Source organism: Dawidia cretensis (genome assembly GCF_018598175.1).
In the GTDB taxonomy this organism is placed as follows: Bacteria; Bacteroidota; Bacteroidia; order Cytophagales; family Cyclobacteriaceae; genus Ohtaekwangia; species Ohtaekwangia cretensis.
Genome location: NZ_JAHESE010000002.1, coordinates 267184 through 289553 on the forward strand (window position 1 = coordinate 267184; position 22370 = coordinate 289553).

Here is a 22370-nt window from a genome sequence, read left to right on the forward strand (position 1 = left end):
AGGCTTAACGTTTATTATAATCACTATAAAGCACCTGCTCATACGCCTTGCCCAGCGTAATGTCTTCCTCCGTAATATTGGTTTGTTCCAGGAACTGCTTGCCGGTGTTGTCATAGACCATGTGCTTGTCGGGCAGCAAAAAGCCAAAGCCGTCATTAAAGAAATACGCAGCAAACGGTACGACCTTGTTGCCGAGAATATCTTTACTAAATCGGAACTCCGGTGACGGTTTATCTAACTGTGCCAGCAAAGTATTGGCAATGTCAGTTTGTCCCGCAAGAGTATGGATCACCGTGTCTTGTCGTACCGCGCCGCCCACGATTAGCAGCGGCGTTTTAAAACGTCGTTTGTCTTTGAGCTCTTTATTGCCCGGGCTTCGGTGGCCGTGGTCGGCGGTCATGATCACGATGGTATTATCCCACCAGGGTTGCTTCTTGCAAAGCTCGATAAAGTTGCCGATGCTCTTGTCGGTATAGTGGCAGGAGTTCAGGAAAAGCGACTCCTCGTCTTGTCCCTGAATGAAGGGCTCCATGGGCACGTCAAAGGGCTCGTGGCTGCTCAGGGTAAGGATGACTTTAAAGAACGGGCTGCGGGTAGTATCCAGCTCGTGCAGGGCCTGGGCAAACATAAAGTGATCGTGTACGCCCCACTTGGAGGCATCCAGCTCCGCCGGGAAATCATTCGCGCTGGTGATGTGCTCAAAGCCTCCGGTGGTGAGGAACGAACGGAAATTGGCGAAGTCCACATCGCCGCCATAGACAAACGAGCTTTTATACCCTAGCTTCTTCAGCTCGAGATTCAGTTGAGGCATGCGTTGTGTCTTGGCCGGAAACTTAATGATGGACGTCTGCGGTTGGGCGGGATAAGCGCTGAGAATGCTTACCAACCCTTTGTCTGTACGGTCGCCACTCGAATAGAAATTGTCAAAGAGGATACCTTCTTTACACAGCTTGTTGAGATTGGGCGCGATATCCGGCAGACCGCCCAGGGGCTCGATCACATCGGCGGTAAAGCTTTCGATGATGATGAAGATGATGTTCGGGCGGGCCGTCGTAAACAGGTGCCGGGTAGAGTCGCTGGCCGGGTAGAGGGCGGCGAACCGCGCCTCGGCATCGGCGGAATTGACAAAGTTCTCGGGATAACGAACATTGGAGCCCTTACGGGCACTATTCAGAAAATTCCAGATGACGTTGATAGCGGTATGATTGGCATAAGGCTTTGATTTATGAAAAAACACAAAACCCGTATTCATCGGGGCCACTGATATGCTGCCGCGTATCGGAAAGAACAGCAGACCAGACACGGCCAGCATTACAAACGCTGTAGGCAGCGAGCCTTTGGTAAGCAGGGTAGACGTATAGGGTGATATAAGACGGTTATAGAGCCAGGTATACAATACCGTCAGGGTGAAAAAGATCGCGATCAGCCCAACGACTACTCCAGGCGAAACGCTGCCCAGTGCGCCGGAACCGATGTAAAAGAACGGAGTTGTATTGAGACGAAAGCCCCAGTGACGGTATAATTCCAGGTCGACCATTACGATCAGCCCGAAAAGCGTCAGCACGGCAAAAGTGATCACCCGCAGGGTACGGTGCAGCCAGATGCCGGCGGCAAACGAAGAGACCATGAGCAGCAAACCCGCCAGGGCGAGAACGTATCCTACCATGCTGGCATCCATGCGGATGCCATGGGTCATGGTCTGTAACATTTCCACAGCAGTCAGTTGCGCCGAAAGGTCGTGGTTATATGCCAGGAAAAGGCCGCGGATAAAAATCATATAGCTCAGCCAGAAAAGCATGAGCAGCAGGAAGATTCGAAGACGTTCGCGCATAGCCGGTAATTGCGTGCAAAGATAGTGGGTAGGGGTAAAAGAAAAAGGCTTCTCTTGGGAGAGAAGCCTTTTTCAACCATGTATAATGATGTTTTGATTACATCATGCCGCCCATGCCGCCGCCGTGGTGGGGCATAGCAGGAGCTTCTTTGTCTTCCGGAAGGTCAGATACCACCGCTTCAGTCGTCAGCAACAGGCCGGCGATAGAGGCTGCGTTTTCCAATGCCAGACGAGTTACTTTCGTCGGGTCGATAATACCCGCTGCGAAGAAGTTCTCGTATTTGTTCTCACGGGCATTGTAACCGAAGTCTTTTTTGCCGTCGCGAACTTTGTTCACGATCACAGAACCTTCCTGACCTGCGTTCTCAGCGATAGTGCGCAGCGGAGCTTCCAGTGCCAGACGAACGATGTTTACGCCTGTAGCCTGATCTTCATTGTCAACGCCGATAGCTTTGGGATCAATCAGCGCATCGATCGCACGGATGAAGGCTACGCCACCACCGGGAACAATGCCTTCCTGAACTGCCGCACGTGTTGCATGCAGGGCGTCGTCCACGCGGTCTTTCTTCTCTTTCATTTCTACTTCGGTAGCAGCACCCACGTACAGGATCGCCACACCACCTGAAAGTTTCGCCAGGCGCTCTTGCAGTTTTTCCTTGTCGTAGTCAGATGTAGTGCTTTCGATTTGAGCCTTGATCTGGTTTATACGGCCCTGGATGTCTTCCTTCTTGCCACTGCCATTCACAATCGTCGTGTTGTCTTTGTCGATGTGAATTTTCTCAGCGCGACCCAGCATATCCAGCGTAGCGTTCTCCAGTTTGAAGCCTTGCTCTTCCGAGATCACTTTGCCACCGGTCAGGATAGCGATATCTTCCAGGATAGCCTTTCTTCTGTCGCCAAAGCCAGGAGCTTTTACCGCAGCGATGCGCAGGGCACCACGGATCTTGTTCACCACCAGGGTAGCAAGGGCTTCGCCTTCTACTTCCTCTGCGATGATCACCAGCGGCTTGCCAGTTTGTGCAGATTGCTCCAGGATCGGCAGAAGCTCTTTCATGCTGCTGATCTTCTTGTCGTAGATCAGGATGAAGGGGCTTTCCAGCTCAGCTTCCATTTTCTCCGTGTTTGTCACGAAGTAAGCTGACAGGTAACCACGGTCGAATTGCATACCTTCCACGGTCTTCACTTCGGTCTCAGTACCCTTTGCTTCTTCAACGGTGATAACACCGTCTTTGCCTACTTTGTCCATAGCATCGGCGATCATCTTACCGATGGTCACGTCGCTGTTGGCAGAGATCATAGCCACTTGCGCGATCTCGTTCGAATCTTTGATTTTTTTGGATTGGCTCTTCAGGTTCTCCACAACAGCATCAACAGCTTTGTCGATACCGCGTTTCAGATCCATCGGGTTAGCACCAGCGGCCACGTTCTTAATACCGTGTGCATAGATCGCTTGTGCCAGTACAGTAGCGGTAGTAGTACCATCACCTGCCGCGTCAGCGGTTTTAGACGCTACTTCTTTCACCAGCTGCGCACCCATGTTTTCGATAGGGTCTTTCAGCTCGATTTCTTTTGCTACCGAAACACCGTCTTTCGTCACGGTCGGAGCACCAAATTTTTTATCCAGGATCACGTTACGGCCTTTAGGGCCCAGGGTCACCTTTACTGCGTCAGCCAACTTGTCTACGCCTCTCTTAATGCGGTCGCGGGCAGCGGTATCAAATGTTATTTCTTTAGCCATAGTCTTAGTTCGATTGAGATGAATTAAATAGTTCCGAAAATATCAGAGTTACGCATGATAAGGTACTCCTTACCGTCAATGGTGATCTCTGTGCCGGCATATTTGCCATACAGAATATTGTCGCCAACTTTTACCGTCACAGGCTTGTCTTTCAGACCTTCGCCGATGGCCACAACTATTCCCTTTTGGGGTTTCTCTTTTGCTGTATCAGGAATGATGATACCTGATGCTGTTTTGGTTTCAGCTTCAGCGGCTTCAACTAACACCCTGTCCTCATTTGGTTTGAAGTTGATTTTTGACATATACGAATCGATTTTTAAGGTTTAACAATTCAACATCCACGGGCTCTGCACCTATTGTGCCACCGTGTACGGAGATGCGAATTACGGACAAATTTTCTACTCCTGATAGCTTTTGCAGGGCGTATTCCTGCGATCCATGCTGGCAAAGTGGCAGAGTCTGCCACGTAGGGAACGGGCAGGTTTTAGACGTCGCTTATGACTCGGAGAAATTGTTATTTAGATATGTGCTTGACAAACAAACGTTTAGCAACAGGCATGAAAGTCTCGTAAAACGGGAACCGGGCCTTCGACAGAATCAGGTAGGTGGCAGGATTTGGCAGGTCCGAGTATTGTCGGATCAGGTCCAGTTTCATGCGCTCGTACGTATGCAGCGGCTTCTTTTCTACGCGCTCAATCAACTCGGTATTCAGGCCCCTCAATGCCTCCTGACTGCCTTCAAAGAAGCTCACCTGGTAACGGTAAATGGCCGTTTCTTTTTCGGGGGGCAAGGTCACAAACAGGTAGCCTTCCCGTGCATACAGCGGTGTGACGCCGACCGGCGAGATCTCACACTGCGACTCGACGTATTCGTAAATCATGGAGCCCTCTTGCAGCGAGCTCTTAATCTGTGGCAATGCAAAGTCGATGATAGACTCCAGCTCCTGCATGACCGCGTCGTCGTCAATCATTTCGCGATAGGTCAGCTCCAGCTTTTTAAACTCTTCCAGGGAAATTTCCTTCGGAAACGATTCGCGGATCAGCGTTTTGTTTTCCTTGACCGCCATCAGGTTGCGATAGTGAAAGACAAGGTCCGCCATGAAGGGATAAAGCTCGACGCGATCAAAAGAACTCTTTACCGCCTGCAGGTAGGCTAGCAACATGTATTTCTTATATTCAAAATCAATCAACCCCTGCGTTAGCCAATCATTCGACAATTTCTCCATGTCCCCACTCATTTCGTTGGTATAATGTACCGAATCTTTTTCGGAACGTCAAGCGCCCCATGTGGGAGCACGAAGGACCGATGTCAGAAATCCGGGGCATGATACGGGAAGTGGCCCTGCACGGGAAGGCTCTTTACATCCGGCCGCGGCATAGGTGTTTCGGCGACGATTCTGAAGCGCCTGCATCGTATTTTGTGCATTGTCGGCTGGAATCATACACGCTATAGATCGGTCTTCCTTTTGGCAGAATAAATAGTAATCATTGAAGCTACTTTGTATTACAAATAACAACCCCCTCATGAAAAGAAGTACCATCCTGCTAGGCTTGCTCATCGGCCTGGCGATTTCCTGTAAAGACGATGACTCCGACGAAAAGAACGGCGGCTATAGCTTTAAAGATCAGGATCTGGGCGGCATGGTTGGGGGTGTCCTTTGGACGCAACGAAGCGGTTTTGCCCAGGAGGAAAGCTACGATGGCGAAGAGATCCTGGGCATAGACCTGGTAGAAACGGTGTCCGGTGGCGAAGGATGTGACATGTTCATGCCGGAAGGCGACTACATCTTTTTCGATGTTCCCAACAAGGTTGGCCTCTACGAGCTGAGCATCAACTGGGATGCCGACCTGGCGAACAGCACCGAGGAAAGCCTGACAGTAACACTTTATGACGGAGACGATAAAATGAACTACATCGCCACCAAGGGGGCCATCGAAATTCTTTCGATCACCGACACCGAAATTACCGGGCGCATCGATGCCCGCGCAGAAGAGGGGACCTATGTAAACGGAAACTTCACCGTCGCGCTATGTAAGTAATAGATGATTGGGTTAATATAAAAAAGGCTGCCTCGCAAGGGGCAGCCTTTTTGTTTATGTCATGGTGTATGCCGATCAGGTCGAGATAACAATGGCCGAAGCGCCACCGCCGCCGTTGCAGATACCGGCCACGCCATACTTGCCCTTGTTTTGACGGAGCACGTTGATGAGCGTTGTCACGATGCGCGCACCGGAGGCGCCCAGCGGGTGTCCCAGGGCTACGGCGCCGCCGTTAACGTTCACCTTGCTGGCGTCCAATTTCAGCAGCGCATTGTTGGCCAGGGCCACGGCAGAAAACGCTTCGTTGATCTCGTAGAAGTCGATTGCCTCCGGAGCCACGCCCGCAACCTTCAGCGCTTTGGGAATTGCCAGGGAGGGGGTGGTCGTAAACCACATCGGATCCTGTGCCGCGTCGGCAAACCCATGAATGGTGGCCAGCGGCTTGATGCCCAGCGCTTCAGCTTTCTCACGGCTCATCAGTACCAGCGCCGCCGCGCCGTCGTTCAGCGTAGAGGCGTTGGCTGCCGTGACGGTGCCGTCTTTGGAAAAGGCCGGTTTCAGTCCCGGGATCTTATCGAAGTTCACACTCTTATACTCTTCGTCTTCGGCAAAACGGGTTACGTTGCCCTTGCGATCCGTCACTTCTACCGGCACGATCTCGTCCTGGAATTTGCCGGCGGCCCAGGCTGCAGCAGAACGTTTGTATGAGTCGATGGCATAGGCGTCCTGGTCCTGGCGGGAGATCTTCATCTCGCGGGCCGTGTTGTCCGCGCAAACACCCATGGCGCACTGGTTGTAGATGTCCGTGAGGCCGTCATAGGTAAGGCCGTCCAGCAATTCGCCGTTGCCAAATTTATATCCGGTACGAGCCTTGGGCAGATAATAGGGGATGTTGCTCATGCTTTCCGTGCCACCGGCTACAACGATGTCGTTGTGACCCAGCATGATTGATTGTGCGCCCAGCATAACGGCTTTCATGCCGGAAGCGCAGACTTTATTGACCAGGGTGCAAGGTATGGTAAAACCCAGGCCGGCCGCGGCGGCAATCTGCGTGGCAGGCGCCTGGCCCAGCCCGGCGGCGATGACATTTCCGATAAAAACTTCCTGAACCTGTGAGGCGTCGATGCCTGCTTTTTGCAGCGCACCCTTTACGGCAATGGCCCCAAGCTGCACAGCGGTAAGCGAAGACAGGCTACCGCCAAAACTGCCGATGGGTGTCCGCACGGCAGAGACAATATATACTTCTTTCATTTGGGTTGGTTGGTTTTACGTGTGGCTGTGGCGGCCGGCTACCAATCAGGTTTGTTGCGATCCTTGGGCTTGCTGGCTTTGCGCTTGTTCTGTTGCAGGTATTGTACCTCCTGGTTCTTCATGGCCTGCAAAATCATCTCCGCCTTCTCTTTGCTGATCTTCATTTGCTGAAGTTTATCGGAGAGCTGCTGGTCGCGCTGCTTTTTCTCCTGCTCGCGTTTCTCTTCGTCGCTCTGTTGCTGGTTCTGCTGGTCCTTCTGCTTCTTCTCTTTCTCCTCCTCACCTTTTTGCTGGTCCTTTTCCTGCTTCTCCTGCTCGTCTTTTTTATCCTGGCTATCCTTCTGCTGTTGATCTTTCTGCTCCTGGTCCTTCTTCTGCTGATCCTGCTTTTGCTGTTGATCCTTTTTCTCCTGCTCTTTTTTCTCCTGCTCTTTTTTCTCCTGCTCTTTTTTCTCCTGCTCTTTCTTTTGCTGGTCCTGTTTCTGCTGATCCTTCTGCTTCTGTTCCTGCTTCAGCTTCTTTTGAAGCTCACTAAGCTTGGGATCACCCGGATATTTTTGTAGGCCTTCGCCTACGGCGCGCAGGGCCTCGGCATTCTTACCGCCGACATAATAGTTGGCCGATTGGTTAAAGTACGCTTGTGCACCTTGTGCATAGGCCAAATGGCCGACGGTCAGGAAAACGATGAGCAGAATGAAGTTCTTCATAGCTTACTTTTTATCGATGGTAACAACATCTCCTAAACGATCGATGAAATCCTTGTAATACATCACCGACGGGTCTTTCTTGGCGCCTTCGTTCATGAGCGCCTGCGCATCCTTAAATTGGAACCGGGCCGCCAGCGCGTCCGCCTGTGCTTTTAACCGTTTAGCGTAGGCAGAAGGTTCCTGAGGCTTGTTCTGATCCTGGTTCTTTTTCTTTTCCTCTTCTTTCTTCTTCTCGTCCAGCTTCTTTTTGATCATCTCGTAATTGTAGCGCGCGTCGCCATTGGCCGGATCGGCCTTCAGTGCCGCTTTGAAGCTGGCCATGGCCTCTTCGTATTGACCCTTCTGATGGTGCATCACGCCGAGCTGCTGCTGTGCCTTGGATCGCACGGCGGTTTTCTCGCTACTCGCCAATGCCTGGTATTCCGTAAAAGCGTGGGCGGTATCCTTGAGGAGGTAATAAGCGTTGGCGAGGTTCAGCAAGGCCTCGTCCTCCACGACATCCAGTGTATCGACCAGGTATCGGTATTTGGCCACCGCTGTTTTATAATCGCCGGAAGTATACGCCCTGCGGGCTTCTGTTTTGGTACGGTTGATCTTCCCGATCTTGATCGGATCGATTGCCGCCGCAAACAAAAAGATGGATACCAGGAGCCATTTCATAATTTCAGCGCGGGTACGTTTACAAGTACATCCAGGATTAGCAATACCACGGCCGCCACCAGGAAGTAGAAATACTTGTTGGCGGTAACGTCTACAAAGCGGGCATCGCGCAGCTCGCCTTCAATGTTGCCGATGGTGTTGATCAGCCGCGATACATCGTTGCGCGCAGCGTTTATCTCAAAATACTGGCCGTCGGTTTTGTCGGCAAGCCCGCGTAAGGCAGAAGAGTTCAGCCGGGTCGTGACCGTGTTACCCTGGCGGTCGGTCTTCAGCGAGCGGCCGGCATAAATGTTACCACCGGCCTCTGTGCCCACGCCCAGGGTGAACAGCTTAATATCTTTGCTCTCAATTTCCGACACCACCTCACGCGAATCTTCGCCGAAGTCCTCGCCATCGCTGATCAGAATAATGACCTTTGATTTCGACTGGGTAGTCGGGCCGTCCGCCTCCTCCTCCAGTTTCTTCAGGGCCAACCGCAACGGAGGCCCAAAATCCGTGCCTGACGCAGGCACCAGGGTCGAGCTCATCGTTTCGATAAAGAGATTGAGGGCGTTCTGATCATAGGTCAGGGGGCATTGCATAAAAGCCTCCGACGAGAAAATGATGACGCCGATGCGGTCAGAGCTAAAAGCTTCGACCACCTTCTTCATCTCAAACTTCACTTTCTCCAACCGGGTAGGGGCGATGTCAAACGCATCCATGGACTTGGAAAGGTCCACGCAGATCATAATGTCCTTGCCCACCGACTTGACCTCTTTCTTCGAGCCGCCAAACGAAGGACCCAGAATGACAATGATAAACAGGGCAAAGTATAGTGTACGAGCAAACAGCTTCGCAAAAATGATCGAGAAAGGACTGTTCATACGCCGAGCAATGCGAACAGTTCGCACTACATACAGCGCGTACAATACCACAAACAAGGTGATAAAGACGATTTCCGTTATTCCAAAGTCACGATACCAAAGCACATTATTGCAGTTAACAGGTAGCAAGTAACAATGTGTACGCTGTTTATGCAAGCCGTTGGACAACGATCTCGGCGAATGCCTACGGGGTCACAATACGCCGCATGACGTAGTCGTTCATCCAGTAAGGCCCGATAGCAATGTCTTCTTCCCGCAGAATGGAGAACCCCGCCTTTTCGTAAAAAGATTTGGCCGGATTGTAGCGGTTTACATTCAGATCAAGCGTAGTAATGCCCTGGTCTTTAACGCGTTGCACAACTTCGTGCAACAGCATGCGGCCATAACCCTTGCCTTGATTGCCGGGACGCACATACAGTTTGTGAAGCTTGTACACGGGCTCGTCCGTACGGGCACCATAGGCAGCAAACCCCTGCGGTCCCTGATCGTCCGACAACAAAATAAATTGCTGGGTGCCCTGCGTCATGACCGTCGTCAAAGCCTCTACGCTATAGATCAGGTCCAGCATGTAGCGGACCTGATCGTGCTCGAGGAGGGGCGTGTAGGTTGGCCACCACGTGTCTTCTGCGAGCACACGAATGGCTGGAATGTCGGCCGTATCTGCGTTGCGGATGGATACACTCATACCAGCGAAAGGTTATTTCTTAAAATCTGCCAGTAGCGCATCGATGCGTTTGCGCAGTCCGGCAGAAGCCGGTGCATGGGGCAGCCGCACAGACTCACCGCAAATGCCCAGTTTGGAAAGTACATACTTGACACCAACCGGGTTGCCTTCCTCGTACATCGCACCGTTCAGGTCCGAAAGCTTATACAGCTCTTGTGCAGCCTTCGCATGATTGCCTGCAAGGAAATACTCCTTCATCTTCTTGAAGATCGTGGGGTAGGGGTTGGCCAATACCGAGATCAGGCCCTTGCCTCCCAGGGCGTACAGCGGCAGCGCCAGCATGTCGTCACCCGACACCAGCAGGAAGTCCTTCGGCATATATTTAGCGATCTTCAGACACTGCTCCAGGTTGCCTGACGACTCCTTCATGCCGATGATATTCTGATGGTTGGCCAGGCGCAGCGTGGTTTCTGCGGTGATGTTCGAGCCGGTGCGGCCCGGAATGTTATACAGAATCACCGGCACCGGGCAGGCGTTGGCGATTTTTACATAGTGTTGATAGATGCCTTCCTGGGATGGCTTGTTATAATATGGGCTTACCGACAGGAGGGCATCGATGCCTTTAAAATCGGTTTCGGCAATGGCTTCCAACACCTCGTGAGTATTATTACCACCGATGCCGTATACAATCGGCAAGCGGGCCGGGTTGTTGGCTTTGATGAAGGCGAGGATCTTGGCTTTCTCTTCGGACGTGAGCGTGGGAGATTCTCCCGTCGTGCCCAGCACAACGTAATAGTCAGCGCCCTTGGCTGTATGCTGCAAAAGCTTTTTCAGCGCTTTGTAGTCGACCTCGAGCGATTCGGTGAACGGTGTGATCAGGGCAACGCCTGTTCCGTAGAGCTTTTTCATGTTTACAGAAATAGGGGATAAAGGTTATGATTACTTCAATTGGGAGGCATACTTATACATGCCGTCGATGAGGGCCTGGATGCCGCCAGGTGACTCGATCATGAGCTCCAGGTACGGCTCACCGCCGTCAAAATGCTTGCCCACGCGGCACTTGGCCTTGCTTCGGGCCAGCACGTTCAGCACGAACACGTTCGGCTCCAGGTCGATGTAGAATAAAAAATCAAACGGGGCGTCGGCAAATTGGTTGGCGCTCGAAGACGTTATGTTGCCCCAGAACGACAATTCTTTTTCAGTAAAGAAGTCGAACTTAAACTCATAGTTTTCGTGCCTCGCCGGCATGTATTCCAATACTTGAACAACTTTTTCGTCTTGCTCCAGCTTCTTGATAAACTCTTTAATGACAAAGTGTTTCTGCTTGTCTTCGACTGAAAAAAGTACGCCCACCGTCCGTGCCTGCTTATAGGGCAGGTTGCTGCGGAACGCCTTGCTCTTTTTAAGCACGGCGTTGGTCTTGAGTTTAAGGAAGTTGAGCTTCATCGTAAAAGTTAGATGGATTCGCCGCGCATCAGGGCTTCAAAATCGGCTTCGGAAATGATCCGCACGCCCAAACTTTCAGCCTTCTCGCGCTTTGAAGGCCCCATATTATCACCTGCCAGCAAATAATCCAATTTTTTGGATACCGACGACACTATGCGTCCACCGTTTTTAACGACGATATCGTGTAACTGTTCGCGTTCGTAATTCTGAAATACCCCCGATACCAGGAAGGATTTGTTGGCCAGCACCTCGCTCTCCTTCTCGGGTTCGCGGGCCGTGCTCTCGAGCTGAAGTCCGGCGGCCCGCAGGCGGTCGATCTCCCGGCGGTTCTCGGGGTCCTGAAAGAAACGCTGTACGCTCTCGGCAATCTTTTTACCCACTTCGGGCGCCGCCAGTAATTTTTCCAGGTCTTCGCTGGCCATCGCCAGTGCGTCGATAGTCTTAAAGTAACGCGCCAGTTTCTCTGCTACCGTCTTGCCGACATACCGGATGCCGATGGCGAAAAGTACACTTTCAAACGGCGTGGCTTTCGATTGTTCGATGCCACCCAGCAGATTCCTGGCAGACTTGTCCTTAAAGCCCTCCAGGCGCAGTAAGTCTTCCTGCTTCAGGTCGTAAAGGTCTGCCGGGCTTTTTACCAACCCCAGCTCGTATAATTGACGAATGGTCTGCTCGCCCAGCGAGTTGATGTCCATCGCCTTGCGCTGTATGAAGTGTTCGATACGCCCGCGAATCTGCGGCGCACAGCCGTTAATATTCGGGCAATAAAAAGCCGCTTCACCTTCTTCGCGTATCAGCTGCGTGCCGCACACCGGGCATGTCTGTGTGTATTGCAGCGGCACCAGTTCCGGTTGGCGCCGGGCCATGTCGACAGCCGTCACTTTGGGAATGATCTCGCCTCCTTTTTCCACAAATACATAATCGCCGATCCGCAGATCCAGTCGCGCAATCTCGTTGGCGTTGTGCAGCGAGGCCCGCTTCACCGTGGTGCCTGCCAGTAGCACCGGCTCCAATTCCGCCACCGGCGTCACGGCGCCCGTGCGACCCACCTGGTAGGTGACGCCGTTGAGACGCGTGCTCATGCTTTCGGCTTTGTATTTATAGGCGATCGCCCACCGCGGGCTTTTGGCCGTAAAGCCAAGCTGCCGCTGTTGGTCGATGTCGTTTACCTTGATCACCACGCCGTCTGTTTCCAGCGGCAGGTCTGCGCGCTTTGTTTCCCACTCGTCAATGTAGGCCAATACCTCGTCAATCGACGTACACTTTCTATACGTGGGTGATACATTAAAGCCCCACGCTATCAGGTGCTGAATGCCTTCCGCATGGGTCTTGCTTTTCTCGCCCAGCAGATAGTATACATAGCAATCCAATCGACGCTTAGCCACCTCGCTGCTGTCTTGCAGTTTGAGTGTGCCCGACGTGGTGTTGCGGGCGTTGGCATACTTCTCCTCGCCGATGTCCTCACGCTCTTTGTTGAGCTGTTGAAAAACCTGCTTCGGCATAAACACCTCGCCGCGTACTTCAAACGATCCGGGTATATCCTGACCTTTGATCTTGAGCGGAATGCACCGGATGGTGCGTGCGTTGTGCGTAATGTCGTCGCCGCGTACGCCGTCGCCGCGGGTCACGCCCCGCACAAGAATGCCGTTCTCGTATGTCAGGCTGATCGACACGCCGTCGAACTTCAGCTCGCAAAAATATTCATAAGGATTGCCGTCCAGGCCCTTTGCCACGCGCTTGTCAAACTCCCGAAGGTCGTCGGCGCTGTAGGTGTTGCCCAGCGACAGCATCGGGTACTTGTGCGGTACGTTCTCAAAGTTTTTGGTAATCGTGCCGCCGACCCGTTGCGTGGGGGAATCGGGTTGCCGGAGCGCGGGAAATTGGGCCTCCAACGCCACCAGTTTTTCCAGGAGCTTGTCAAACTCAAAGTCACTGAGCACCGGTGCGCTCTGCTGGTAGTAGAGATCGTTGTGATGGTTGACCTCGTCGGTTAGTTTCGTGATTTCTTTTTGGGCCTGATCCGCTGTCATAAGGGCATAAAGCTAACCGCAAAATGTGGATCGTACAAACGATTGGCGCGGCGCCGGCAGCCCTGGCCGCGATCTTTTACATCTCTTCCGTAGACTCAGACTCTTTCTCCTTCAGGCGGTTCAGCCGGTAGGTAAACGTCACGAGCAGCTGGCGTGATTGCCACTGAAATTTCGAGCTCGAATAATATCCTTCGTTGTCGATGATCGACCGGCGTATGCGCGAATTGAACAGGTCGCGCACCGACGCATTGATGGTGCCCTTGCCTTTAAAGATGTCGTACGATGTGCCCACGTCCACCGAGTAGGTAGACCGGTCGCGCCCCTGCGTGGTAATGCGCGGCGCACGGTAGTTGAAAGAGCCCTGCACATCGAGCTTGCGGAACACCGTCCACTTCGATGTCGTGCGGCTGGTCCAGGTATAGGTGTCGGCCGACAACACCTCGTCCTGATAGGTGCCTTCGGTTATGGCCCGGTAGAAGTTGGCGCTCGTATTGATCTTCCACCACGTATCGATTGCGTGCGACAGATTCAGCTCGGCGCCATAGGCATTTTGTTCCGCCAGATTGATGGGAATGATCTGTGTGCGGCCTTGCTCGTCTACATCGCTCACAATCCGCTGGACCACGTCCGTGCGATGGCGGTGGTAGACACTAGAAAGGATCGATCCTTCTCCCCATTCAATAAGATAACCCAGCTCGTAGGAATGTGTATACTCAGGCTTCAGATTCGGGTTGCCCATGAAAAACTGGCGCGAGTCGCGAAAATCGGAGAACGGTAGCAGGTCGCGAAAATCAGGACGGCTGATGCGATAGCTATAGCTCACCTGCAAGGTGTTGCTGTCCTTTAACTTGTACGACAGTCCGGCACTGGGAAAGAGGTTGAAGTACGTGCGGGGATTAGATTCGTTTGTCTCGGTCAACTTCGTCGTAATGTCGGAATATTCACCACGCAAGCCGCCCTGTGCGGACAGCTTACCAAAGGCATTGCCCGCCATGACATACGCGGCGTGTATGTGCTCATCGTATTCCAGGTTGTTGGTGAAGGCGGGTAGTGGCGTCCAGGCATCATCGTCATCCTGTGTTTCCAGCGAGTACAGGTTGTGGATCATACGCGTGGCCGTCTTGATGCCAGCCTCGAGCTTGCCTTCTTTGCCAATGGGATGGACATAGTCCAGCTGTACCTGCCAGTTGGTCTCGTCGGCATTGTTTAACCCGCGTTGCAATGTCAGGTCGCCGCCGGGCGTACCTTCGGTATACTGGGTGGCTTCGTCGTCTACGCCGCGAATCCACTTGACGTCGGCCGTCAGGCTTTGGTCCTTGCGTTCAAAATCTTTCTTAAAGCTCAGCGACCCTTCCAGTGTCGACTCGTCTTCTTCCTCGCGCTCGGTGCGGACAACGTTGCGGGTAAGCGTGCCATCTTCGTCGTAGTCGTGATATGTATTGGTGGAGTGGTTCACACCGAAGGAGGGATTGTAAAGAAAGAATCCTGTCAGCGTGGTCTTTTCGGTCAGGAAGTAATCGAGGCCCAGCATGACGTTGTGGGCCAGGCCGCCGCGCTCGCGATCGTTATATTGGGAATATACAAAGCTGGTGTCTTCGCTGGTATACCGTTGATATGACGAGCCATAACCCGGCGCATTGCGGTCGTCGATGCCGTAGCTCGAAAAGAGGTTGATGTTATTCTTACGATAGTTGATGCTATACGACGCGCCAAGCTGGTACGGGTTTCCCGCCGTGGCCACAAACGTGCCGTTGAGGCCGCCGCGCTTGTCTTTCTTCATAATGATGTTGATGATACCGACCTCGCCCGCGGCGTCGTATCGCGAGGAAGGGTTGGTGATGACCTCGATCCGCTCGATCAGGTTGCCTTGCAGCTTGCGCAGGGCGTCGGGGTCGCGGCTGGTAAGTCCCGAAGGGCGGCCGTCGATCAGGATGCGCACATTACCGCTGCCGCGCAGGCTGACAGCGCCGTCTACATCTACCGTTACCGACGGCAGGTTACCCAGGATGTCCGACGCATTGGCGCCGACATTGCTCAGATCCTGGCTGACGTTAAAGACACGTTTGTCCAATTGCAGCTCCATAGCCGGTCGCTCGCCTTCGATCACCACCTCCTGTAATACATCGGCGCTGGTTTGGAGGACAATCGTCCCCAGGGCCAGGGGCGTGTTGGCCACATGTACACGGGGCACGATCTTATCGCGATAAGAAACAAACGTAACCTTGAGATAGTACCGTCCCGGTTTTACAGCCAACGAAAAAGCACCCGATACGTCGGATGCGCCACCTACCGCCAATGCCGAGTCGACCGCGTGGTATAAGGCCACGGTAGCAAACGGAACCGGTTCTCCATGCTCATCGGCGATCGTGCCGGCCACCGTCCCTGCAGGACGGTCTTGTGCCAGCACAGCGATCTGGTAAAGAATGGGCAAGAGAATGGCAAGTACGTACTTCATGCTGCAAAAGTGATTTTACCCGTTGTTACCTACAAGCATTGTTTGGAGCAATGGTCATTACCCCTGATGACGTCGTCAGCCCAGGTTGGAGCGGCAGCGTAGGCTCGGCCGCACAAAAACAGACGATAAGGCGCCGACATAACAGCCTGGCTAGGCCGCACAAACACGACGATAAAGCCCTGAAATGGCGACACATAACAGCCCAGGCTGGAGCGCCAGCGCAGGCCTGGGCCACGGACACCGAAGATATCGAAGCCCTGTAAGGGCGTAACATTTCGATGCACACACAAGGCCCGATTGTAAAGCAAAAAAAACGTGCCGCCGGAAGTTACTCGCAGCGGCACGTTTGTATGTTCTGTTCGCGATGCGCTTTTAGCGGGCAGGATTGCTATAAGCCTTGAGTCCATTGGACAGATCGGCGGTGTTGTTCTTGCGATCTACATCGGCCAGGCGCTGGGAAGGATCGATTTCCAGTGACGCGATCTCGGCCGCGGGCCGATCGATCTTCAGCGTATACGTTGGATTCACCCACGGCCAGGCCTCCAGGTCTTTGCGGGGAATGGCCTTCTCATCGGGCTTGCCACCCATCGTTTCATTCAACGGTATATAGTATAATTGCTTGCTGCCGTCCTTAAAGGTAACGACCAGGTCTACAGGCATGGGGAACTCGCCCAGGCGTTCCAGCGTCACGAAGGTGCCGCCGTTTTCCAATACGGTTTTGATACTGTAGTCGATCTTCTTCGTGGTGTTCACCCAGTAGCTCATATACCATTTCAGTTGCAAGCCGGAGACTTTCTCCATGACGCGGATGAAGTCGTTGGGCTCGGGGTGACGGAACTTCCAGGTGTTGAAGTATAGCCGCATGCCTTTGTAGAAGTTCTCCTCGCCGATAATATATTTCAGCTGGTGCAGGAATACCGTACCCATGGCGTACGAAGCCGTGCTATACGCGGTGTTGGTGTTGTAATGATCCGAATGTTGGCTGATGGGCTCTTGCAGTCCTTTCTTGATCAGCGAAAAATAAGCATTATAGCTGCCGGCGTGAGCTTCGGCCAACGACGTGTTGAGGAGGACCGCTTCCGACTCCTGGCTGGAAAAGTCCGTAAAGCCTTCGTCCATCCATGGGTAGAGCGACTCGTTCGAAGCCAGCACCCCCTGGTACCAGCTGTGTGCCGCTTCGTGCAGCATCACGCCCACCAGGCCGCCCAGGCTTCCCTCGCCCAGGATCAGCGTACACATGGGATATTCCATGCCGCCGTCGCCTCCCTGGATGATCGAATAAGAGTCGTATGGATATTTACCAAAGGTTTTGTTCATGTGCTCGAAGTGGCGTATGGCAAAACCTTCCATCTTTTTCCAGTTGTCGAGGATCTTGTCGTTCTTCTGGTAGAAGAAGTGTAGCTCGGGGCCGTTGGGCACCTGTGCGCGGTCGTGCAGGTAGTCGGGGTCCGCCGTCCAGGCAAAGTCGATTACATCCTTGGCCACAAAGTTCCAGGTCAGGTCGCCCTCGGGGCGTTTTACCGTGGCGCCCGGTTGCTCATAACCATAGCCAACCTTATCGGCATTTTTGAGCTTGCCGGTGCCGGCCAGGACGAAAGTAGGATCGAGCGTAATCTTCACGTCGAAGTCGCCCCATACGCCGTGAAACTCGCGCGCAACATATTGGTATGCATGCCATCCCTGAAAGTCATACTCCGCCAACTTGGGATACCACTGTGTCATGGAGTAGGCCACGCCTTCACGGTTGTTGCGGCCCGAGCGGCGCACCTGCAGCGGCACCTGTGCCTCGAACTTCATATCGAACACCGTCTTGGCACCGGGTAACAAAGCCTTCGGTAGGGTTACTTCCAGGACTGTACCGTTCACCTTGTACTGGGTGTCCTTGCCATCTTGCCTGAGGCTTTGAATGTGCTGATACCCGATCTCGTCGTCTTTCAGTTTGGAAATGCGGTCTTTCACGCGCCCGTCCGGATCGGCGATGTTGCGCGAGCGCACATCCATCATGCTCCCGGGCTGAAAAGCATTAAAGTATAAATGATAATACACCTTGCGGAGGGTGTCTCTGGAATTGTTGTGATAGGTAAGCTTTTGCGTACCGGTCACCTTATGTGTTTTCACATCCAGCTTTACGTCCATGACGTACTCGACGCGCTGCTGCCACCGGTAATCCTGGGCCGGCAGCCAATACCCGCCAAGGGTCAGCAGAAGTGTGAAAAAGAAGAATTTGTTACGAAACATGACTCGTGGGTTAATGAATGTTCCGGCAAAATATCCAAACCCACGAATTTTACAAAGCCGTTGGTAAAGCTACGGTAACATTAGGATTCTGGCGCAAGTCTTAGCCCCGTCCCGGGGCGGAGACTTGCGCCTGGGTGAAGTGGCAGTCTTCAGACTGCCGACGAACGTTTAAACCTTCGCCAAAGTATCCACCAGCAATTCATACTGCTCCTTCGAATGCGTCGGGAAATTGGCAAACCGCAATTGCGTCTTTTTAAACGCTCCATACCCATCACCCGGCTGCATGCCATTCTCCACTAAGAGTTTGGTGATCTTCTCCGTATGCTCCCCACACTCCGCCACAATCACGGTATTAGATTGGTTGACCTTTTCTTGAACGAACGGATTAATCAGCCCGTGATCATGTAAAGCTTTGTAGAGGATCGCCGCTTTGTATTCCGTCTCCTTGCGAATATTCTGAATACCGCGCCGCACCATATCTTCCACCACCTGCGCGAGCAGATAGATACCCAGTACGTTGGGCGTCTCCGGGTTCTGGTGCTTCAGCGCATGACTATACAACGAAGGGATGGAGTGATACGATCCGATCGAAATGCCCTTCGCCAGCAACTGCTCAGCCTTGGCCACACACGCATCATTGATCAACCAAACACCCAGACCGGCCGGTAGTCCAAAGCCCTTTTGCACCGAGAAAAACACGGAGTCGAATTGTGTATAGTCAAACGCAGGGTAGGGCAGGGAAGAAACAGCATCAACCGTCAGCAGTGCTCCCGGGTTTTTGGCGCGCAGTCCTGCGATGACTTCCATCGGCAGGGATACGCCCGAGGAGGTTTCGTTGTGCGTCACTGCGATCAGCTCCGTACCGGCGGGTATTGCCATCGAAGCATCAAAGCCTTTGCCCATGGCAACCTCTATTTTTTCAGGCTTTTTATTGAGCTGTTGCGCAATTTCAAAAAAGCGTTTGGAAAAAGAGCCATTCACCAGGTGAAAGGATTTTTCTTCCACCAGGTTTTGGATGATACGCTCCCAGATCTCGTTGGCTGAGCCGGTAAAGACAAGTGTATAATTTTCGGGAATGTCGAGCAGTGTGCGCAGGCCGTCGACCGACTTGCGGTAGATAGCTTCAAATTGTTTGCTGCGGTGTGACAAGGTCGGGATGCCTTCGCGGAATGCGGTGCGTACATGGTCTTCGACAGTGAAGTAAAGCTGGGAAGGACCTGGCGTGAAATTGATTTTTGGGCGCATAATAGAACGTAAAAATAAACGTTCTACAGTATATTCGGCACGGGCGGCAAAAGTTGTACGAAGAAATCTACAGATCAGCCCAACAAGTAGCCGTTCGACGGCGCGAACCGAATTGCCTCCCGATAGGTTCCCGAAAAATAGTTGCCAGGTCTCATGCTTTTGCCTAAGTTTGCATCACCCTTGGATTTGGGACACGTTTGCTGAACCTAACAATTATAAACAATACCGAGTGAAGCTTTCGGTCAAAATCAGGCCTCATCCCGATTCGTCGGGACCTCGCCCAAAAAGCAGGTTAACAGAAGAAGATTGCGAACGACGGCAGCTCAAAACTTGTCTTTTATGGGGTTCAGAAACACCCACCAAATCCATTGGGTATTTTTTTTGCCTATCCGCTAACGCGTGAATATTCTCAGGCATTTAGGCTACTCCCACAAAACTTGCAAAAAACAGCATCGGCATCGTGGCCATCTTTCAGGCAATGCGGGCATACTTGCGTCGAGATTTTCTCCTGCTGCTTGAGCTGCACCATTTCTGCAGAGACAATACCCGTTGGCACCGCCAGGATGCCATAACCCAAAATCATAATGAACGATGCCATCGTCTGACCTAACGTCGTCTGCGGCGCAATGTCGCCGTACCCAACCGTTGTCATCGTCACAATGGCCCAGTAGATACTCCGGGGTATACTGGTAAAGCCGTGCTCAGCGCCTTCGATCATATACATCAACGTACCGGTAATGACGACCGTCGTGAGTACGGTGACCAGGAATACGGTAATCTTATGCTGGCTGGCTTTTAATGCACGTACCAGGTTCTGACTTTCGCCGATGTGACGCGATAACTTGAGTATGCGAAAAATGCGGATCAACCGGACACTTCGAATGACCATCAGTGACTGAGCTCCCGGGATGAGCAAGGCCAGGTAGCTGGGAAGGATCGAAAGCAGGTCGACAATGCCAAAAAAGCTGAAGACATACCGCCGTCGTTGCGGCACGACCCACGCGCGCGCCAGGTATTCCAGTGTAAAAATGCCGGTAAAGAAAAGCTCCAGTCCGCGAAACCACGGGCCGTACAGCGCACGGATCGACTGAACACTTTCAATCATGATCGTAATGACACTACCGACGATACAGGCAAGCAATACCAGATCGAATAGACGACCCGCAGCCGTGTCGGCCTCAAAGATAATCTCGTATAAACGCAGTCGTAGACCCGTTAGCTTCTCCCGGGGTTTCACATGGTGCGAGCTCACTCAGCGAATATCACAAAAATAAGCCGGACTTCTATCGTCCGGATCAATACAACACGCGGAATTTAATCGTGTGCTCGATAGCGCGCAGCTTCGCGATTACATCTTTGTTATATTCTTTGTTGATGTCGGTGATCACATAGCCCACCAGCTCGTTGGTCTTCAGGTATTGACCGGCAATGTTGATGCCGTGATCGGCCAGGGTCTGGTTGATCTTTGCCAGGATACCCGGTACGTTGTTGTGTATGTGGATCAGGCGGTGTGCATCCGTCAGGATCGGCAACGTCAGGTTCGGGAAGTTGACGCTGTTTGACGTGCTGCCAGTGTTGATATAGTCCATGATCTTGCCCGGCACAAAGCGACCGATGTTCTCTTGCGCTTCGGCGGTGCTGCCACCGATGTGCGGCGTGAGTATAGTGTTGGGCAGGCCCCGCAGCTCGTTGATAAACTCTTCGTCGTTGCTCACCGGCTCGTAGGGGAACACGTCAATGGCTGTACCCGCTACTTTTCCGCTCACGATGTTATCACGTAGCGCCTGGATGTCGACGACGTGTCCACGGCTGAGATTGATAAAGATCACGCCCTTCTTCATCAGCGCGAATTCTTTCGCGCCGATCAGGTTCGCGTTTGACTTACGGCCGTCTACGTGCATGGAGATCACATCGGCTTGCTCCAGCACTTCTTCCATCGACTTGCACTTCACGGCGTTACCCAGTGACAGGCGCTCTTCGGTGTCGTAGTACAGTACTTTCATGCCCAGCGATTCGGCAATGACCGACAGCTGTGTGCCGATGTTGCCGTAACCGATCATGCCGAGCTTTTTGCCACGCACTTCAAAGCTACCTTTAGCGGATTTGTCCCATACACCCTGGTGCATCTTTGTCGACTTGTCCACGATGCCACGCATAAGCATGATCATCTCGGCCACGGCCAACTCTACCACAGAGCGGGTGTTGCTGAAGGGCGCGTTGAAGACAGCTATGCCGCGGCGTGTCGCCTCTTTGAGGTCGATTTGGTTGGTGCCGATACAGAATGCACCAATCGTCATCAAACGGTTGGCGTGTTCAAGTACCTTCGCCGTAACCATCGTCTTGGAACGGATCCCGAGTACCGATACATCTTTGATCTTTTCGATCAGCTCATCTTCCGTCATGGCGGCGTGGTAGGTTTCCACGTTAAAGCCTTCGGCACGCAGCAGCTCGACGGCTACCGGGTGCACGTTCTCCAACAACAAGATGTTGATGCGGTTCTTCGGGTAGGATATCGCGGTATTCAATTTGTTCAGATAAAGGAATTCGTCCAGGCTCGGCGTAACATGGTCTGCCTTGCTTTTTACGTTTTCGCGGGCTACGTTTTCAGTAAATGCGAAGAACTTGTTGGCAAGTCCGGCTTGTTTGATCTCGTAGTCCGTATAACCATCACCGATAACGTAAATATCGCCTTCGAGGTTCAGTTTCTGCAGCTGGGTAACCTTGCCGCCATTGGCGGATAGCGGGTTCTCGGTGTCGAAGCCAATCACCTTACCATCGCTGTCAAAGCGAAACTCGTTGGCCAGGATGTTCTCCGGCTTGATGCCAAACTCGGTGACAATCGGCTCGATGAATTCGCGGAAACCGTTTGAAATGATGTAAATATTGTCGGCGTAGTTCTGAAAGAACTCTTTGTTGCGCTTAAACGATTCAGACACGCTGCCTTTCAACCGTGTAATCAATGCAGGCAGGTGGTGCTGGCTGGGCGCCAGCAAGTACAGTCGTTGCTCCAATGACTCGCGAAACGATATCGAACCATCCATACCCTGGTTGGTAATGGCGACAATCTTGTTCTTGCGATCTTCGCGTTCAGGATGATCTTGCAGCGAGATGTCGGCCAATACATCGAATGCTTCTACTTTTGTAAAGGTGCTATCAAAGTCGATGACAAAATACTTGTTCAGCTTCATGGGTAGGAAATGAAG

The 22370-nt window shown here is 52.7% G+C and carries 18 protein-coding genes; 1 reads left to right on the top strand and 17 read right to left on the bottom strand.

The genetic code is table 11. From position 1 onward, the window contains the following. Nucleotides 1-4: 4 nt before the first annotated feature. From KK062_RS04640 to KK062_RS04655, 4 genes are all read right to left on the bottom strand, one after another. Nucleotides 5-1831 carry an LTA synthase family protein gene (locus KK062_RS04640; protein WP_254083081.1) on the bottom strand — a complete coding sequence of 609 codons (1827 nt, stop codon included), beginning with the start codon at nucleotides 1829-1831 and terminating at the stop codon, nucleotides 5-7. A gap of 97 nt (nucleotides 1832-1928) precedes the next feature. Next, a complete protein-coding gene (gene groL, locus KK062_RS04645; RefSeq protein ID WP_254083082.1) occupies nucleotides 1929-3569 on the bottom strand; it encodes a chaperonin GroEL in 1641 nt (546 codons plus the stop codon). 23 nt (nucleotides 3570-3592) lie between these two features. Next, nucleotides 3593-3871 (bottom strand): co-chaperone GroES, encoded by a 279-nt coding sequence (locus KK062_RS04650; protein ID WP_254083083.1) that lies wholly within the window; start codon nucleotides 3869-3871, stop codon nucleotides 3593-3595. Nucleotides 3872-4083: 212 nt separating this feature from the next. Then, the gene (locus tag KK062_RS04655; protein ID WP_254083084.1) at nucleotides 4084-4794 is read right to left on the bottom strand and encodes a hypothetical protein; all 711 of its coding nucleotides are present in this window, start codon (nucleotides 4792-4794) and stop codon (nucleotides 4084-4086) included. A gap of 298 nt (nucleotides 4795-5092) precedes the next feature. Between KK062_RS04655 and KK062_RS04660 the strand changes: the two genes are divergently transcribed. Beyond that, nucleotides 5093-5608, top strand: a complete 516-nt coding sequence (locus KK062_RS04660; RefSeq protein WP_254083085.1) for a hypothetical protein — start codon at nucleotides 5093-5095, stop codon at nucleotides 5606-5608. A 75-nt stretch (nucleotides 5609-5683) separates the two neighbouring features. Here the strand turns inward: KK062_RS04660 and KK062_RS04665 are convergent, their stop codons facing one another. From KK062_RS04665 to serA, 13 genes are all read right to left on the bottom strand, one after another. Beyond that, nucleotides 5684-6859 carry an acetyl-CoA C-acyltransferase gene (locus tag KK062_RS04665; protein ID WP_254083086.1) on the bottom strand — a complete coding sequence of 392 codons (1176 nt, stop codon included), beginning with the start codon at nucleotides 6857-6859 and terminating at the stop codon, nucleotides 5684-5686. Between the two features lie 38 nt (nucleotides 6860-6897). Next, nucleotides 6898-7566: a hypothetical protein gene (locus tag KK062_RS04670; RefSeq protein ID WP_254083087.1), complete on the bottom strand. Its 669-nt coding sequence runs from the start codon at nucleotides 7564-7566 to the stop codon at nucleotides 6898-6900. A gap of 3 nt (nucleotides 7567-7569) precedes the next feature. Further along, complete coding sequence (locus tag KK062_RS04675; RefSeq protein ID WP_254083088.1) at nucleotides 7570-8226, bottom strand: tetratricopeptide repeat protein; 657 nt, start codon at nucleotides 8224-8226, stop codon at nucleotides 7570-7572. After that, complete coding sequence (locus KK062_RS04680; protein WP_254083089.1) at nucleotides 8223-9194, bottom strand: vWA domain-containing protein; 972 nt, start codon at nucleotides 9192-9194, stop codon at nucleotides 8223-8225. Before KK062_RS04680 ends, KK062_RS04675 begins: the two co-directional genes overlap by 4 nt. Before the next feature lie 79 nt (nucleotides 9195-9273). Further along, complete coding sequence (locus KK062_RS04685) at nucleotides 9274-9774, bottom strand: GNAT family N-acetyltransferase (protein ID WP_254083090.1); 501 nt, start codon at nucleotides 9772-9774, stop codon at nucleotides 9274-9276. A 12-nt stretch (nucleotides 9775-9786) separates the two neighbouring features. Further along, nucleotides 9787-10662 carry a 4-hydroxy-tetrahydrodipicolinate synthase gene (gene dapA / locus KK062_RS04690; protein WP_254083091.1) on the bottom strand — a complete coding sequence of 292 codons (876 nt, stop codon included), beginning with the start codon at nucleotides 10660-10662 and terminating at the stop codon, nucleotides 9787-9789. A gap of 30 nt (nucleotides 10663-10692) precedes the next feature. Continuing rightward, on the bottom strand, nucleotides 10693-11199 hold the full coding sequence (locus KK062_RS04695) for a DUF6913 domain-containing protein (RefSeq protein ID WP_254083092.1): 507 nt from the start codon (nucleotides 11197-11199) through the stop codon (nucleotides 10693-10695). 8 nt (nucleotides 11200-11207) lie between these two features. Beyond that, the gene (gene ligA / locus KK062_RS04700; protein ID WP_254083093.1) at nucleotides 11208-13229 is read right to left on the bottom strand and encodes an NAD-dependent DNA ligase LigA; all 2022 of its coding nucleotides are present in this window, start codon (nucleotides 13227-13229) and stop codon (nucleotides 11208-11210) included. Between the two features lie 76 nt (nucleotides 13230-13305). After that, the gene (locus tag KK062_RS04705; protein WP_254083094.1) at nucleotides 13306-15684 is read right to left on the bottom strand and encodes a TonB-dependent receptor; all 2379 of its coding nucleotides are present in this window, start codon (nucleotides 15682-15684) and stop codon (nucleotides 13306-13308) included. A gap of 372 nt (nucleotides 15685-16056) precedes the next feature. Further along, the gene (locus KK062_RS04710; protein WP_254083095.1) at nucleotides 16057-17922 is read right to left on the bottom strand and encodes a M1 family metallopeptidase; all 1866 of its coding nucleotides are present in this window, start codon (nucleotides 17920-17922) and stop codon (nucleotides 16057-16059) included. Between the two features lie 168 nt (nucleotides 17923-18090). Continuing rightward, nucleotides 18091-19167, bottom strand: a complete 1077-nt coding sequence (locus tag KK062_RS04715; RefSeq protein WP_254083096.1) for an aminotransferase class V-fold PLP-dependent enzyme — start codon at nucleotides 19165-19167, stop codon at nucleotides 18091-18093. 409 nt (nucleotides 19168-19576) lie between these two features. Then, a complete protein-coding gene (locus KK062_RS04720) occupies nucleotides 19577-20404 on the bottom strand; it encodes an ion transporter (protein WP_254083097.1) in 828 nt (275 codons plus the stop codon). 58 nt (nucleotides 20405-20462) lie between these two features. Then, nucleotides 20463-22355, bottom strand: coding sequence for a phosphoglycerate dehydrogenase (serA, locus tag KK062_RS04725; protein ID WP_254083098.1), 1893 nt, complete (start codon nucleotides 22353-22355; stop codon nucleotides 20463-20465). Between the last annotated feature and the right edge of the window lie 15 nt (nucleotides 22356-22370).